This window comes from Corynebacterium evansiae (assembly GCF_027570065.1).
Lineage (GTDB): Bacteria > Actinomycetota > Actinomycetes > Mycobacteriales > Mycobacteriaceae > Corynebacterium > Corynebacterium evansiae.
This window is the reverse complement of the sequence record NZ_JAKMUT010000001.1, coordinates 130,443-145,654: the sequence shown is the minus strand read 5'-3', so window position 1 is coordinate 145,654 and position 15,212 is coordinate 130,443. Positions and strand designations below refer to the sequence as shown.

The 15,212-nt window shown below is 62.7% G+C and carries 15 protein-coding genes; 8 read left to right on the top strand and 7 right to left on the bottom strand.

Annotated features, from left to right (window positions below; genetic code table 11):
• Positions 1–47 precede the first annotated feature (47 nt).
• The gene (locus L8V00_RS00605; RefSeq protein WP_269943931.1) at positions 48–983 is read right to left on the bottom strand and encodes a Ppx/GppA family phosphatase; all 936 of its coding nucleotides are present in this window, start codon (positions 981–983) and stop codon (positions 48–50) included.
• A 33-nt stretch (positions 984–1,016) separates the two neighbouring features.
• Here L8V00_RS00605 and L8V00_RS00600 point away from each other — a divergent pair, with 33 nt between their 5' ends.
• The gene (locus tag L8V00_RS00600; protein ID WP_269943930.1) at positions 1,017–1,973 is read left to right on the top strand and encodes a DUF3109 family protein; all 957 of its coding nucleotides are present in this window, start codon (positions 1,017–1,019) and stop codon (positions 1,971–1,973) included.
• Positions 1,974–1,999: 26 nt separating this feature from the next.
• On the opposite strand, the gene L8V00_RS00595 is transcribed toward L8V00_RS00600, so the two are convergent.
• From L8V00_RS00595 to mshA, 5 genes are all read right to left on the bottom strand, one after another.
• On the bottom strand, positions 2,000–2,692 hold the full coding sequence (locus tag L8V00_RS00595; protein ID WP_035002955.1) for a response regulator transcription factor: 693 nt from the start codon (positions 2,690–2,692) through the stop codon (positions 2,000–2,002).
• Between the two features lie 143 nt (positions 2,693–2,835).
• Positions 2,836–4,116, bottom strand: a complete 1,281-nt coding sequence (locus L8V00_RS00590) for a sensor histidine kinase (RefSeq protein ID WP_269944066.1) — start codon at positions 4,114–4,116, stop codon at positions 2,836–2,838.
• A gap of 35 nt (positions 4,117–4,151) precedes the next feature.
• A complete protein-coding gene (locus L8V00_RS00585) occupies positions 4,152–4,916 on the bottom strand; it encodes a phosphoglyceromutase (protein WP_269943929.1) in 765 nt (254 codons plus the stop codon).
• 55 nt (positions 4,917–4,971) lie between these two features.
• A complete protein-coding gene (locus L8V00_RS00580; protein WP_049048879.1) occupies positions 4,972–5,607 on the bottom strand; it encodes a type III secretion system chaperone family protein in 636 nt (211 codons plus the stop codon).
• Between the two features lie 58 nt (positions 5,608–5,665).
• On the bottom strand, positions 5,666–6,925 hold the full coding sequence (gene mshA / locus L8V00_RS00575; RefSeq protein ID WP_269943928.1) for a D-inositol-3-phosphate glycosyltransferase: 1,260 nt from the start codon (positions 6,923–6,925) through the stop codon (positions 5,666–5,668).
• Positions 6,926–7,082: 157 nt separating this feature from the next.
• On the opposite strand from mshA, the gene L8V00_RS00570 reads away from it, so the two are divergent.
• The 4 genes from L8V00_RS00570 (at position 7,083) to L8V00_RS00555 (ending at position 11,045) form a co-directional block, all read left to right on the top strand.
• Positions 7,083–8,816, top strand: a complete 1,734-nt coding sequence (locus tag L8V00_RS00570; RefSeq protein WP_269943927.1) for a long-chain-fatty-acid--CoA ligase — start codon at positions 7,083–7,085, stop codon at positions 8,814–8,816.
• 479 nt (positions 8,817–9,295) lie between these two features.
• Positions 9,296–10,528 (top strand): alkane 1-monooxygenase, encoded by a 1,233-nt coding sequence (locus tag L8V00_RS00565; RefSeq protein WP_011274219.1) that lies wholly within the window; start codon positions 9,296–9,298, stop codon positions 10,526–10,528.
• Positions 10,525–10,830: a hypothetical protein gene (locus tag L8V00_RS00560; protein WP_005292164.1), complete on the top strand. Its 306-nt coding sequence runs from the start codon at positions 10,525–10,527 to the stop codon at positions 10,828–10,830. The genes L8V00_RS00565 and L8V00_RS00560 overlap by 4 nt, the downstream gene beginning before the upstream one ends.
• Positions 10,831–10,880: 50 nt before the next feature.
• On the top strand, positions 10,881–11,045 hold the full coding sequence (locus L8V00_RS00555; RefSeq protein ID WP_034985227.1) for a rubredoxin: 165 nt from the start codon (positions 10,881–10,883) through the stop codon (positions 11,043–11,045).
• 34 nt (positions 11,046–11,079) lie between these two features.
• On the opposite strand, the gene L8V00_RS00550 is transcribed toward L8V00_RS00555, so the two are convergent.
• The gene (locus tag L8V00_RS00550) at positions 11,080–12,396 is read right to left on the bottom strand and encodes a UDP-N-acetylmuramate dehydrogenase (RefSeq protein WP_269943926.1); all 1,317 of its coding nucleotides are present in this window, start codon (positions 12,394–12,396) and stop codon (positions 11,080–11,082) included.
• Positions 12,397–12,419: 23 nt separating this feature from the next.
• Between L8V00_RS00550 and L8V00_RS00545 the strand changes: the two genes are divergently transcribed.
• The 3 genes from L8V00_RS00545 to L8V00_RS00535 all read left to right on the top strand — a co-directional run bounded on the left by L8V00_RS00545 (position 12,420) and on the right by L8V00_RS00535 (position 15,150).
• Entirely contained in the window at positions 12,420–12,917 is a 498-nt protein-coding gene (locus L8V00_RS00545; protein WP_034985223.1) for a DUF2505 domain-containing protein, read from the top strand.
• A 72-nt stretch (positions 12,918–12,989) separates the two neighbouring features.
• Complete coding sequence (locus tag L8V00_RS00540; RefSeq protein ID WP_269943925.1) at positions 12,990–13,841, top strand: class I SAM-dependent methyltransferase; 852 nt, start codon at positions 12,990–12,992, stop codon at positions 13,839–13,841.
• Between the two features lie 103 nt (positions 13,842–13,944).
• On the top strand, positions 13,945–15,150 hold the full coding sequence (locus tag L8V00_RS00535) for an LmeA family phospholipid-binding protein (protein WP_269943924.1): 1,206 nt from the start codon (positions 13,945–13,947) through the stop codon (positions 15,148–15,150).
• The last annotated feature ends 62 nt before the right edge of the window (positions 15,151–15,212 follow it).

Genomic DNA, 15,212 nt, shown 5'->3' with positions numbered 1-15,212 from the left:
CACACTACTTTACTCGCCTACATATAGGCGGAAGCAACTGGCGTTATTTACGTCAGATCCGGATTATGGTCGAGCTGACGGAAGATCACGCCCTCGCGCAGCGCCCACGGACACATGTGCAAAACCTCGATGTCCAGCTTGCGCATCGCCGCCTCGGCCACCAGCGCACCGGCAACGACCTGGTGCGAACGCTCCGCGCTCACGCCTTCCAATTCCGCTCGGTCGGCGGCGGTCATGCGGGAAATAAAGGCGATCAGCTGGCGCAGGCCGGCCTGGGTCAAGGTGCGCTTGACTCGCGGACCTGCCGAAGATGGCGCCGCACCCGTCAGGCGCGCCAGCATCCTAAAGGTCTTGGAAGTACCCACCGCCAGGTCAATATCGCCGGAATCCAGCAGCTTTTCCACCGGATCATTCAACTCTTCATCGATGAACTCCCCCAGCTCCGCGACTTTCTTTTTAGATGGCGGGTCGGTGTCGAACCATTCGCGGGTCAAGCGCCCCGCACCCAGATTCACACTGCAGGCGACGTCCGGGTCCTCGTCCATGCCAATGGACATCTCCAGGGAGCCGCCACCGATGTCCAGGTCGCAGATACGCCCTGCAGACCAGCCGTACCAGCGCCGCACCGCCAGGAACGTCAGCCGCGCTTCCTCGTCCCCCGACAGAATCCGCAGGCGCACGCCGGTTTCATTCTCTACCCTGTCCAGCACTTCCTCGGCATTCTCAGCCGAACGGATTGCGGAGGTGGCAAAAGGCAGCATTTCCTCACAGCGGAACTGGTCTGACATCTCCTTGGCCAGCGCCACCCCGTTGAGCAGCTTCTCCTGCCCCTTTTCGTTGATGGCACCCTTCTTGTCCAGGTATTCCACCAAGCGCATGGGAGTCTTCCAATTGCTCATTGGAGTCGGCGGCCCGCCGCGCTGTGCATCGACGACCACCAGATGAACCGTATTGCTTCCTACGTCAAGCACACCTAATCGCACGCACCCCAGCCTAATGGGTCTACGGTGGAACACGTGAATGAAACGTCTGCGGAGATTGAATCGGGCACCTCGAACAACGAGCTAGCCACCGGCTATCCGGAGGGCACACCCGCTGACCTATCCATCCGCGCGGGCCGCGAAATGCCCGCTGACCACCCTCGCGAATGGTTGGAGTTCATTGACCCCGCCGATTCCGAGCACATCATCCAGGTGGATCTCACGTGGTTGCTGTCCACGTACCGTTGCCGGTTTGGTACCGAAGCCTGTTTAGGTATTGACGCCGAAAATCCGGACGTCGGCTGTTGCACCCACGGTGCATTTCTCACAGACGAAGACGACCGCGCGACCCTGCGAAATGTCGCGGAAAAGCTCACAGCGGAAGAGTGGCAGAACCGCCCCGCGGAGATGGATGAATGGGAGGCGAAGGGGCGTCCACAAGAAAAAAGCGGCGACGACATCGAACCATGGCTCGAATGGGACGAGCTAGAAAACGACGAGGGCGAGATGAAACCCGCGTTGAAGACCGTGACCAGCAACGGAGCGTGCATCTTCGCCAACCGCGAAGGGTTCCCCGGAGGCCGCGGCTGCGCGCTGCACGCCTGGGCGTTGCGCAACGACGTCGAGCTGACCGCAGCGAAGCCCGAAGTGTGCTGGCAGGTGCCGCTGCGGCGACTTGAGGACTGGGAAACCCGCCCCGACGGGGTAGAGATGCTGCGGACAACCGTCACCGAATACAACCGCCGCGGATGGGGCGACGGCGGCGAGGACTTTGACTGGTACTGCTCCTCAGACCCGAACTGCCACGCAGGTGGCGAAGCGTTGTGGCGCACCGGGCGTGAAGAGCTGACCGAGCTGATCGGCGAGGAGGCCTACGAGGTGCTGGCCGCGCACTGCGAGGAGCGGGAAAAGCTGGCGCAGGTATCGCCTAGCGGGTTTCCGTTGCTGTCGATTCACCCGGCGACGGCCGAGGCACGGCGGCGCGGGATTTAGCCGGGGTTAAGCACACCCCAGGCGGGTTAGGCCTCGAACTTGTAGCCCAGGCCGCGGACGGTCACCAGAATCTCCGGGCGGGAGGGGTTGCGCTCGATCTTGGAGCGCAGGCGCTTGATGTGCACGTCCAGGGTCTTGGTATCGCCGACGTAATCGGCACCCCATACGCGGTCGATCAGCTGGCCACGGGTCAGCACGCGGCCGCTGTTGCGCATGAGGTACTCGAGCAGATCGAACTCCTTCAGCGGCATAGGAACCTTCTGCCCGTCGACGGTGACGATGTGGCGCTCCACATCCATCATCACGCGATCCTCCTGCAGTACCAGGCCGTCGTCGGCGGGAGCCTCGACCTCGACCTCGCCGCCGCGGCGTAGAACAGCGCGGATGCGGGCGATCAGCTCGCGGGCGAAGTAGGGCTTGGTCACGTAATCGTCGGCGCCGAGCTCGAGCCCCACGACCTTATCGATCTCACTGTCGCGAGCCGTCACCATAATCACCGGCACGCTGGAGGTCTGGCGCAGCTGGCGGCACACCTCGGTGCCGGACATGCCGGGCAGCATCAGATCCAACAGAATGATGTCGATGTCTTCCGCAGCGAAGGTATCCAGCGCAGTGGGACCGTCCGGGGCCATGAAGACCTCGAAACCTTCCTTTTTCAGCAAAAACGCAAGAGGTTCCGCCAAAGACTCCTCGTCTTCGACAATCAAAACGCTCGTCACAGCCGCTCAATAACCTTTCAAAGAAAAATTTTTAAAGCTACAGAAACTATCCATAACTATCGTAACGTGCCCACAGGCTTTAGGGAGTAGCAACCCTCAAGACACCCAGTTCACTAAGGGATCACCAAAAGATAACCCGAAGGTCATTCTTTGTCCTCTGTTTCTGGTGTTTCTGGATCCGCGCCCGTGCCCTTCGCATCGTCCAGGCGCCGCGCGTCCGGAATGACCGGAATCTCTCCGCTCGGCAGCTCCTTGGCCTTGCCCTCCTGGAAACGCGGGAGCTCCAAGGTGAACGTCGAGCCCGTCCCCAGCCGGGACCACAGGGAAACGCTGCCGCCGTGGTTGGCCATCACGTGCTTTACGATGGCCAACCCCAGCCCCGTGCCGCCCGTGTCGCGCGAGCGCGCCTTGTCCACGCGGAAGAACCTCTCGAACACTCGCTTCTGGTCGTCCTTGGAAATGCCGATGCCCCGGTCCGTCACGCGGATGGTCACGGTATCGCCCTGTGCTTCGCGGGAAATAGAAACGGGCGAGCCCTCCGGCGAATAGTTGATGGCGTTGGTCAGAAGGTTGGCGACGCTCGTAACGAGGAGCCCCTTGTCGCCCTTCACCATCGCTCCGGAGCGCCCATCCTTGACCAGGTCGATGTTGCGTGCTTCGGCTGCCAGTCGGCAGCGATCAATCGCGTCCTCGACGATCTTGTCGATGCTTAAGACCTCCAGGTCTGGCAACGATTCCGCACCCTGCAGCTTCGACAGGCTGATCAGCTCGGTGATCATCTGGTTCATGCGGCGCACTTCGACGATCAGCTTTGAGCCGAAGTACTCCACGGCCTCTTCGTCGTCGCGCACCGACATGAGGGTCTCCACCAACAGCGAGATCGCCCCCACCGGAGTCTTGAGCTCGTGGGAGACGTTGGCCACGAAGTCGCGGCGGGCGGATTCCATGCGCACGGATTCGGAATCGTCGGTGGCGTACACCACCGCGAAGCGGTCATCCACGAGGGAAAGCAGCTGAACCTGCCCGGCCACGGCAATGACGGGTCGGTTGCTGCGGCGCGGTGGGGGTAGGAAGTTTAGCTCGCGGGGCTCCTGGTCGGCGAAGACCCGCTCCACCATCTTCCACGCTTCGGCGTTCAGGTTCCGCTCATGCACCAGGCCCAGCTCGTGGGCACGCGGGTTGGAAAGCACAACGTTGCGCTTGCGATCCACCACCGCCACCGCGTCGGGCGAGGACTGGATGGCGAAGTGCAAAACCTGCGCCACCGTGGAAACACGATTGCCCTCGAGCTCCCTTTGGGTGTGGGTATTGCGCTGAGCCTTCACTCGCTTGCGGTATCCCCACATGCCGAGTGCGCCCAGGCACACGCCGACGATCAGCCCAAAGAGCAGCCCAAGGGCAACCCCTGAGGTTAGAAATCCCAAGGCCAAAAATCCAAGGCTATAACTTAGCCCGGCTCTTACTTAGCCTGGCCCTGTGCGGCGACGGCTGCGGCGCCAGCGGCAGCTGCCTCCGGATCCAGGTAGTCGCCACCCGGGTTCAGAACCTTGCCATCCGCGTCAATGTTGTAAACCAGCGGGATGCCGGTCGGGATGTTCAGTCCAGCGATGTCCTCGTCGGAGATCTTATCCAGGTGCTTAACCAGCGCACGCAGGGAGTTGCCGTGCGCGGCAACCAGGACGGTCTCGCCGTTCTTCACGCGCGGCTCGATCTCTTCCTCGTAGTACGGGATGAAGCGCTTGACGACATCCAGCAGGCACTCGGTGGCCGGAATCTCGGGCAGGTCAGCGTAGCGCGGGTCGTTGGTCTGGGCGTACTCGTTGTCAGCGTCGATGGCCGGCGGCGGGGTGTCGTAGGAACGGCGCCAAGCCATGAACTGCTCTTCGCCGTACTTGTCCTTAGTCTCCGCCTTGTTCAGGCCCTGCAGCGCGCCGTAGTGGCGCTCGTTCAGGCGCCAGTCGCGTACGACGGGGATCCAGTGACGGTCCGCCGCGTCGAGGGCGATGTTGGCGGTGGTGATGGCGCGGCGCAGCAGGGAGGTGTACAGGATGGTCGGCTCCAGACCGGCCTCCTTGATCATCTCACCGCCGCGAACTGCCTCCTCGCGGCCCTTGTCGGTCAGGCGCACGTCTACCCAGCCGGTGAACTGGTTGGAGGCGTTCCATTCACTCTGGCCGTGACGCAGCAGGATCAGATTTCCGTGGGTGTTGTTTTGCTCGCTCATACTCCCAATTCTGCCATGATGTGCGCCCGCGCGCCCCTGGATTCGGCGGCGCCGCTTATTCTGCCGCTTCGCCTTGCTCACTGTCGTCAGCACCACCGCGCTCCGTGCCGTCGCTGTTGCCGTCTAGGTCGGGGGTGCTCGGGCTCTTTGCTTCGGACGCCAACTTGGAACCCGGTGGCGGCGCCAGCAACTGGACCTCCTGCTCGGAGGGCTTGAGGTGTGCGAAGGCCGCGAGGTTCATAGTCGGCTCGCCACGAGACAGGCGCCATGCCCACTCGTGGCGGATGGAGGAGGCAAAGCCGCGCTCCAGGATGCGGTTGAAGTCCGCATCCGCCCGCTCCAAGACCTGCCCCAGGATCCGTTGAATGTCCTCGCTGCTGGTGTTATCCGAGAACTGGCCCACCAGGTAGATGTCGTTGTTCCGGTCCAGCGTGTAGTGCACTCCAAAGCTACGGCGGTTGGCGTGCAGCAGCAGCTTGTAGACCTCTTCCTGGCCCTCCTCCACCGCGCGGCAGACAAAGGCCTCCACGCGGAACATGCCGTCCTGCGGGATGAAAATGCAGTTCGTCTTCAGGCGCTTCTCGCCCGGCAGCACGACTACGACGTTGCCGTCTTTCCCGGCCGGCCCCTCGGGAAGGGTGTACTCGACTTCCGCTTCGTCCAGAAGTTCACAAATCCGTGTGCGATCCATAAGCCCCAAACTACATTTCCGCCTGCCCCGGCGCAGTCACCTTGGATTTTCCCCGGTTCTACCCGGCGGGCTGACGCTCCCCACGGTGGCCGGCGGGCGGCAACTCTTCGTACAGCTTGTACAGAGCTTCCGCGGATGCCTGCCAGGAGAACTTAGCGGCGTGGCTGGGGGCATACTCTCCCATCGAGATGCGCAGATCGTCGTCCAACACCAGCTTGCCCAGTGCATCGGCCCAGTCGCCCGCATCGTGGCCGTCCACCAGCAGGCCGGATTTCTCATCCTCCACCGCGATCGGCAGGCCGCCGGTGCGCGTAGCCACGACAGGCGTGCCACACGCCTGTGCCTCCAGCGCCACTAACCCAAAGGACTCGTTGTAACTGGGCACGGCCACGATGTCCGCCGCCCGGTACACGCCCACCAGCTCCTCGGGCGGGCGCGGAGCCAAGAAGCGCACGCAGCGGCTAATCCCCAGCTCCTCGGCCAGCAGCTGTAGTCGCTCCAGCTCGTTGCCGCCCGCCCCGGAGGATCCACCGCAGATCACCACGGCCAGCTGCTGCTGAGGGTGCCGGCCCAAAAGCTCCGCCACTGCTCGCAGCAGCACCTGTGGCCCCTTCAATCGCTGCAACCGGCCGACGAAACCAATGACCTTCGTACGGAAGGGAATGCCCAGTTCGCGGCGCGAACGCTCGGTCGCACGATCCGATCCAGGCGTGAAGCGATCGACGTCTGCCCCCGGTGGGACGACTCTGATCGCGCACGTGGTGGCGTCATAACCCTCAATAAGATCCTGCACCTCCTGGTCCGTGTTTACGATCAGCAGATCCGCATTGTCCACGATCTGCTGTTCACAGATGCGGCGCGATTCCGGCTCGCGCGAATCGCCATCGGCCAGGGAGTTGTTCTTCACCGCCGCCAGCGTGTGCGCCGTGTGCACCCAAGGAACCTGCCAGAGGTCGCGCAACAGCCACCCGACCTGCCCAGAGAGCCAATAGTGCGAGTGGATCAGGTCGTAGCTCACCCCCTCCTCGCGGCAAAAAGCCAGGATCGAGCCCGTAAACGCCGCCAGCTGCGTGGGCAGTTCCTCCTTCGACAGCCCCTCGTACGGCCCAGCCACGCAGTTGATCACCCTTAGCCCCGGGCGAACGTTGACTACCTCGCCCTGTAAAGGCCGGGTCGCTCGGGTAAATACATCGACGGTGACGCCCTTACGTTCCAGCTGCTCAGCGATATTTTTCACGTACACGTTCATCCCGCCGGCATCCCCCGTGCCGGGCTGCTCGAGGGGAGAAGTGTGCATGGAGATCATAGCGACGCGCATACCGCCCAAGCTTAGCCAGATTAGAGCGGGGCTGGGGGTAGGTGGCGTCCACAGAAATTTGCTTAATTCCACCAAAGAAAACGACAAAATTAGATAGGGTGCCAAAGTAACGTGCATCACGTTTTGAAGACTGTTTCTAAAGACCTAAGGGATCTACATGACTGACACCGAGCGCCCAGAGGGAACGGCCTGGAAGGACAAGCCTTACCTGAAGTACTACGCGGAGTGGACCCCGCACAGCCTGGAGTACCAAGACGACACCATGGCTAAGCTTCTCGACCGTACTGTCGCCGAACACTCGAGCGCCGACATCCTGGACTTCTTTGGTCAGACGATGACCTACGGAGATTTCCTCAAGCAGGTCAAGAGCGTGGCCGCCGGCTTGCGCGAGCTGGGCGTGCGCCCGGGCGACCGCGTGGCCGTAACCCTACCGAACTGCCCGCAGCACCTGATCACGATTTTCGCAGTCCACAAGCTGGGCGGCGTGGTAGCAGAGCACAACCCGCTGTACACCGCCCGCGAGCTGCAAGGCCCCTGCAAGGACCACGGCGCGAAGGTGGCGGTGGTCTGGGACAAGATCGCCCCCATGTTCCAGGAGCTTTCGCGCACCACGCCGCTGGAGAAGATCGTGAGCGTGAACATGATCGACGCGATGCCGCTGGTGAAGCGCCTGGCTCTGAAGCTGCCGATCAAGTCCATCAAGGAGAAGCGCGACCAGCTACACGGCGAGGCGCCGGGCACCATCCCGTTTTCTCAGCTGCTGAGTGCCAAGTTCGGCGGCGATGGATCCGACATCGAAAACTGCCCGGAGACGAACCAGGACTCCCCTGCGTTCATCCTGTTCACCTCCGGCACCACCGGCAAGCCGAAGGGCGCGCAGCTAACGCACGGCAACGTCATGTCCAACGTTGCCCAGGGCCAGTCCTGGATCAGTGGCATCGGCGAGCGTGGCCAGGAGAAGTTCCTCGCTGCCCTCCCCTTGTTCCACATCTACGGCCTGACACTGACCGCCGCACTAGCCGTATCCACCGGCGGCAAGCTGCTGCTACTGCCGAAGCCGGAGATTCCGCTGATTGTGGATCAGCTGAAGCGCGAGACCCCCACCTACATGCCGGGCGTGCCGACCCTGTACGACAAGATTCTGGCTGCCGCGGATGAGCACAACCTTGACCTGCGCGGAATTGCCAACGCCCTATCCGGCGCAGCACCGCTGCCGGTACACACCACCCTGGAGTGGGAGAAGAAGACCGGCGGCAAGATCGTGGAGGGCTACGGCCTAACCGAGTCCGGCCCGATCCTCACGGCCAACCCCGTCACCCCGGAGCGCCGCGCGGGCTACATCGGCATCCCGTTCCCGGATACCGAACTTCGCGTGGCCGACCCGGACGACTTCAGCAAGACCATGCCGGACGGCGAACCGGGCGAGCTGCTGGCCCGCGGCCGCCAGGTGTTCCACGGCTACATCAACATCCCGGACGAGGATCAGCCGTTCTACGAAGACTGGTTCTGCACTGGTGACATGGCTGTGATGGAGCCGGACGGCTTCATCAAGATCGTCTCCCGCATTAAGGAAATGATCATCACCGGCGGGTTTAACGTTTACCCCGCCGAGGTCGAGGAGTTCCTGGAGGAGCACGAGCAGATCCAGAAGGCCGGCGTGGTCGGCCTGCCGCAGGACGACGGCTCTGAAGAGGTTGTCGCCGCAGTTGTTCTGGCGGACGGCGTGAGCGAGGCCGACTTCGACAAGGAGGCCATCCGTGAGTGGGCTCGCGAGGGCCTGACCCGTTACAAGGTGCCGCGCCGCTACTTCGTCATCGACGAGATGCCGGCTGACCTGATCGGCAAGATCCGCCGCCGTGAGGTTAAGGATCTGATCATGACGATGCTGTAGGCGAAGATTTCCCCTCTTCTAATCTTCTAACTCTTTCTTCTAGCCCTTCCCGAGTTCGGCGAATGCGCCGGGCTCGGGTTTCGGCTTTCTTAGCTCCCTAAGCGCCGAATGTCGCTAGAACGGGAATACGTTAAGGGAAATTATTTCCACCTACACAAAAGTGCAGGTCAGAGCGTTGCGCACTTTTGGAATCCTGCGTTTCCAAATACAGATTCCCGTTCTAACGACATTTCCACATTCCACCCCTCCCGGAACCCCTCCTCCAACTACCTCCAAAGCCCTAATTTCATATTGTTGTGAAAACCATATGGTATTCTGTGTCACATGTGCGAGGCAGAGCGCTCCGCCATCCGGGCGCCATCCGGGCCCATCCACGCACCATTCGTGGGCCATACGTGCACGACTCGCACGCCAACTAGATACCAACTGAATACCAACCCCACACCATCGATATGCACAGGAATGCAGGTGAGTCGACGATGACAACCACGCAAAACCCAGCGCACACAGCCAACGGCGCTAGCACCTCTCCCGGTACGGCTCCAGCCAAGCGCCCACCCGGTTGGAAAGACTCCAAGAAGTACGCCTGGACTTTCAGCCTCGTTCCGGCGGCCATTCCACTGATCGTGTGGGGCGTTGCCTCCTGGCTCAAAGCCATCAACGGCCCCGACCTGCTGATCCATGTCACCTGGTGGGCCGGCCCCATTGCCGTGTTTATCCTGATCCCACTGGCGGACGTGATCCTCGGCCGCGATGGCGAGAACGTGCCGGAAGAGTTCGTCCCCTGGCTGGAAGAAACCAAGTACTACCGAGTGGTGACGTACCTCTACTTCCCCATCATGCTGGCCAGCCTCATTGCCTGCTGCTACCTATGGACCAGCTCGGACCTGTTGATGATCGACCGCCTGGGCCTTGCCTGGTCTATGGGCATGAGCTCCGGCATCGGTATCGTCGCTGCCCACGAACTAGGCCACAAGAAGGGCAGCTTCGAGCGTTGGATGGGCAAGATCACCCTGGCTGTCCCCGCCTACGGGCACTTCTACATCGAGCACAACAAGGGTCACCACGTTAAGGTCGCCACCCCGGAGGATCCGGTGAGCTCCCGCATGGGCGAGAACGTCTACACCTACCTGGTCCGATCCATCCCTCACCAGATCCCACGCGCCTGGAACATCGAGAAGAAGCGTCTGGCGCGCAAGGGCAAGTCCCAATTCCACCTCAGCAATGAGGTGCTGAACGCTTGGCTGGTCACCGTGCTGGTCTGGGGCGGGCTGTTCATCGCCTTCGGCATCTACATTCTGCCGTGGATGCTAATCCAGGCCGTGCTGGGCATCGCCTTGCTGGAGTTCGTGAACTACCTAGAGCACTACGGCCTGTTGCGGCAGATGCAGCCGGATGGCCGCTACGAGCGCTGCACCCCGGAGCACTCCTGGAACTCCGACAATCTGACCACCAATATTTTCCTCTACCAGCTTCAGCGCCACTCGGATCACCACGCGAATCCGACGCGCCGCTACCAGTCGCTGCGCTCGGACGTGAAAGCTCCGGAGCTGCCAGCCGGCTACGCGACGATGATCGCCATGGCTTCGATTCCGCCGCTGTGGTTCAAGGTCATGGATAGCCGCCTGATGAAGCACTACAACTACGACGTCTCCAAGGCGAACGTCCTGCCTGGCAAGGAAGAGAAGCTGGCTGCGAGGTGGCAGCGATGAGCACGACCGCCCCAACCGGAAGCACCATCAACCCACCCAACCCAACCACTCACTACCTGCTCAGTGGCGCTGGCACGGCGGTCGGTGCTTTCTTCCTACTGCTCGCGGTCTTGGGCTTGTTCGGCGTTCCCGCTTTGAGCAACGTCGTTCCATGGCCTCTGTTGATCAGCCTTTTCTTCCTGATCCCCGGGATCGCCGGCTTGTGGCGCGGCCCCGGCCAGCCCTCGACGTATGAGATCCCCCGTCCGAAGCAGCGCAAGTTCACCGACAAGAACCGCGCGGCCAAGGCTGCTTCTAAGTGACGCCCCTAGCCCCAACCCCAACCACTTCAGTCCAAGCGAAGGAGTCCCCCATGTCCGTTTTCCAATGCCCTGTCTGTGACTATCGATTCGATGAGGCCGTAGGCGATCCCGCCGAGGGCTTCAACCCCGGCACCCCGTGGTCCGAGGTGCCGGATGACTGGTTCTGCCCGGACTGCGGCGTCCGCGACAAAGTGGATTTCGAGCCGGTCGCCTAGCCTCAGCCGGTCGGCTGGTCTCAACTACCTCGAGCTAGTCGATGCTCACGCCGACCCAGATCGGCTCCGGCTCCAGCACTACTCCGAACGCTTCCTGCACGCCGGCCCGCACGGCGCGTGCCAGTTCCACCACATCCGCACTGGTCGCGGAACCGCGATTGGTCAGGGCCAGGGTGTGCTTGGTGGACAGGGAGGCGCGGTCGTTCCCCGGTACGTGCCAGCCCTTTGCAAACCCGGCGCGCTCGATCAGCCACGCTGCAGAGAACTTGAACTGTGGCTCGCCCACGCCCGTACCGGCATCCGTGCCAGCAGCCGCGCCCGCAGCGGCGCCACCATTGGCCTTCACCGGGTACAGGGGCATCGACTCCGCCTCGGCATCGCCGCACTTCTCCCGCACGGCGGCCACCACTGCGTCGCGCGCCTCTTCGCCGGTGACAATCGGATTCGTGAAGAAGGATCCCGCCGACCACGTATCGTGGTCCGCCGCATCCAGAACCATGCCCTTGCCCGCGCGCAGCTCCAGCACGGCCTGGCGCACGTCTGCAGCGGGTCGGCGGATCTCCCCGGCGGCAGCCTCGTCCGCATCCACGCCCAAGCGTCGCGCCAGCTCGCCGAAGCGCAGCGGCACGCTCAACCCGTCGGTGGTCAGCTGGAACTCCACTGCCGTCACCACAGCCCGCGAGGTGAATTTCAGGTTCGAGTAGCGATACCCCAGGTCCAGGGCGGAAGGTTCAACCCACTCGAGCTCCCCGCTTGCGCGGTCGTACAACTGCACCCGCCGCAGCACCTGCGCAACCTCCGCGCCATACGCGCCAACGTTCTGCACAGGCGTGGCACCCACGGAGCCAGGGATCCCGCTCAGGCACTCTAGCCCGCCGAGCCCGGCCTCCACCGTCGCGGCCACCAGCTGGTCCCACTCGACCCCGGCAAAGGCCCGCACCACGCCAGTCTCGCGGTCGATCGTCATCCCTGTCTCGCCTGTCGCGTCACCGTCAACGTCTTCGCTATCGCCTACGTCACCTTCGCCCGTGCGCAACAGCACCACAACCAGCTGGGATACCTCATCCCCCTCGCCCACCACGAGGTTCGACCCGCCGCCGACGACAAGCAGTGGCTGCGTGTGGGCGTCCAAAAAAGAAACGACCTGGGCAACAGCCTCCGCCGAAGAGCATTCGACAACCCCGGCGGGTGCGGCGCCGATGCGCAGGGTGGTCATTTCGGCGAAGGAACGGCTGGTCACACGGGTGTCGGGGATAGAAACTGGGTCGGCGCCAGTGCCGCTGAGGCGCTCCAGAAGGTGGTGTGCGCGTTCCTCGGACGTGAAATGTGCGTTATTAGTCGAATCAGTCACATCACTAAAGGTAGTCTGTTGGCATGACTACTCACAGCGAGAACACTGCAACGATTAACTTCCCCATTGAAAAGGTCTACGAGGCACTCTCCTCCGCAAATTACTGGGCCTACGAGGTCGAGAACATCGGCGACGAGCCTGGCGAGGTAAACTCTTTCACCCCCGAGCCCATCGAGGCCGTCCTATTCGAGCTGCTGCCGAAGTCCGCTCTGCCGGAGGCCGTGCGTGGCATGGTTTCCCAGGACCTGAAGCTCAAGCGTGTCGTCGAGTTCGGCCCGCTGGCTGACGGCACCACCACCGGTAAGGTCAACGCAGAGGTCAAGGGCGCACCGGTTTCCTTCTCCGCGGATGTCACCCTGACCGGCTCCGGTGACTCCACCGAGCTGAAGGCCGACTGCGCCGTGGACGTGAAGATCCCGATGATGGGCGCCGTCCTGGAGCCGAAGGTTGCCGAGTGGGTGGAGGAGTTCCTGACCCGCGAGGCCGCCCTGATCCAGAAGTGGATCAGCGACAACGCCTAAAGCCCGGCATAGGCTCCGCCTGGACCTTTAACGAAAACAAACTCACTCACCTGAAAGGCTCGGTTAACCCGCGTGGCTGACCACGCCCACAATCTCAAGGCCCGTTCGTGGAATACGGACGGGCCTGTTGGCGTCCCTACCCGCGGAACGACTGGCTACAACCGTCTGCGCAAGTCCGACCGCTGGCTGGTGGCGCAGCCGCGGGTGCAAGCGCAGCTACGAGGAGCCGTGCTGCACGAACACCGCAACCCCGTGGCCGTCGACGTCGGCTACGGAGCCTCCCACACCACCACCTGCGAGTGGGCTCGGTGGCTGCGAACTATTGCTCCCACGGTGGAGGTCACCGGCCTGGAGATCGAGCCTTCCCGCGTGCTCCCCGACCGCGAGGGTGTGCACTTCGCCCTCGGCGGCTTCGAGCTGGCGGGGCTGCAGGCGGACGTTGTGCGCGCCTTTAACGTGCTGCGCCAATACGACGTGGATCAGGTGCAGGCCGCGTGGGACACGATGCGTGCGAACCTGCGCCCCGGTGGCGTGATCATCGAGGGCACCTGCGACGAGGTCGGCCGCCGCTCCTGCTGGGTACTCCTGGATGAGGCTGGCCCGCAGTCACTGACGCTCGCGTGGGACCCGCAGGACATCGAAAAACCCTCCGACCTGGCCGAACGGCTGCCGAAGATCCTGATTCACCGCAACACCCCCGGCCACCTCATCTACGACGTCCTCGCGGAGCTCGACCGCTGCTGGGAACGCGCCGCACCCCTGGCCGTCTTTGGGCCACGGGTACGGTGGCGCTCGGCGAAGCAGGAATTCTTGGGTTCTCTTGGTGACGCCCACGCTCCCGCGGCGCGGCTCAACCCGCGCCGCCGCTTGGCGGATAATTCAATCACCTTGCCATGGTCATTGGTGTGCGAGCCTGTGCATTAGCTATCTGTTCGCTGCCAAGTCTTGGCTCAACTATGGGCTCTAAAGTGGGCTGGGGCTAAGATACGGGTTGGCACAGCTCCGACGATAAGGAACACTGATACGGGTGACTAACCCACAAAACCCATCACAGAACCCGTCCTCGAATGCCGGCGGCAACGAGGATCAGACGGCTGTCTGGAACACCAGCGGCAACAATGGCGGCAACAACAGCCCGAACCAGTACGGCTCTGGGTACGGCGCTCCGCAGGGGCAGCTGGGCCAGCCGAACCAGCAGCTGCAGTTCGGTCAGCCGGGGCAGCAGAGCGCCTACGGCCAGGCGGGCGCGTATGGTCAGCCGAACCAGAACATGTTCCAGCAGCAGCCAAAGAAGAGCAAGCTTTGGCTGAAGGTCCTTATCGGATTTCTGCTTGTCATTGTTTTGCTGCTGCTCCTCGCCGAGTTCGGCCTCCGCTGGTTCATGAAGGACCAGATTCAGAGCGCGTTTAGGGAGCAACAGCAGGAATCCGGCGTGTCCGAACCCGTGGATCCGGATATTTCCCTGGGCGCTTCCCCAGTGCTGCTGGGAATTGTGCAAGGCAAGATCCCCCAAATGACCGTCGATATTCCCTCCACGTTGGACATCACCTACGAGGGGCAGGACAAGTCCAAGCCCAAAATCTCCGGCGAGCCCGCGGTTCACCTGGAGCTTCGTGACATGAAGATGGATACCGACAATCCTGATGACTCAGTGGTGGGCGACCTGCGACTACGGACGGTCATTACCAAGGAGATGCTGCTGGCTCAGGCCTCCGAAAGCGCCAGCGACGGCGGTGGGGATGAGGACAACCCGCTGGCTGGGTTACTGCAGATTACTGACGTCCGCCCCAACCCGGACAAGCAGACCCTAAGCTTCGACCTCACTGGCGGTCTGGCGACCTTCGAGGTCAAGCCAGTTATCCAGGACGGGCAAATGAAGATGGAGATGGAGAACGTCTCCCTGCTGGGTATGGATCTTCCGGAGTCCTTCACCCAGGAGATGGAGTCGCAGTTGGAGGATTCCATCCCCGCTGATGTTCAGGGCGGCATGGACTTCGAATCCATCAACGTCACCGACGAGGGGCTGGAAGTAAACATGCACGGCACGGACGTTAACTTCGCCGAGCTGGACACGGGCTCCGCCACCGGCAGCTCCAGCGGCGGCAGTGGCTCTGACGGTGGCAGCGGATCCGGTGGTTCCGGCGGTAGTGGGTCGGGCAATACCGAGGACGCGGACCTCACCCGCCCCTGGAAGGAAGACGGCCCGGTCGGTTCCTCCGAAATGGCCGCCTAGCCGCTCCCCCGGCTCCGGCCACCTAGCCCGCCAGTACGGCGGCTCGACGCGGGCCGCAGGGC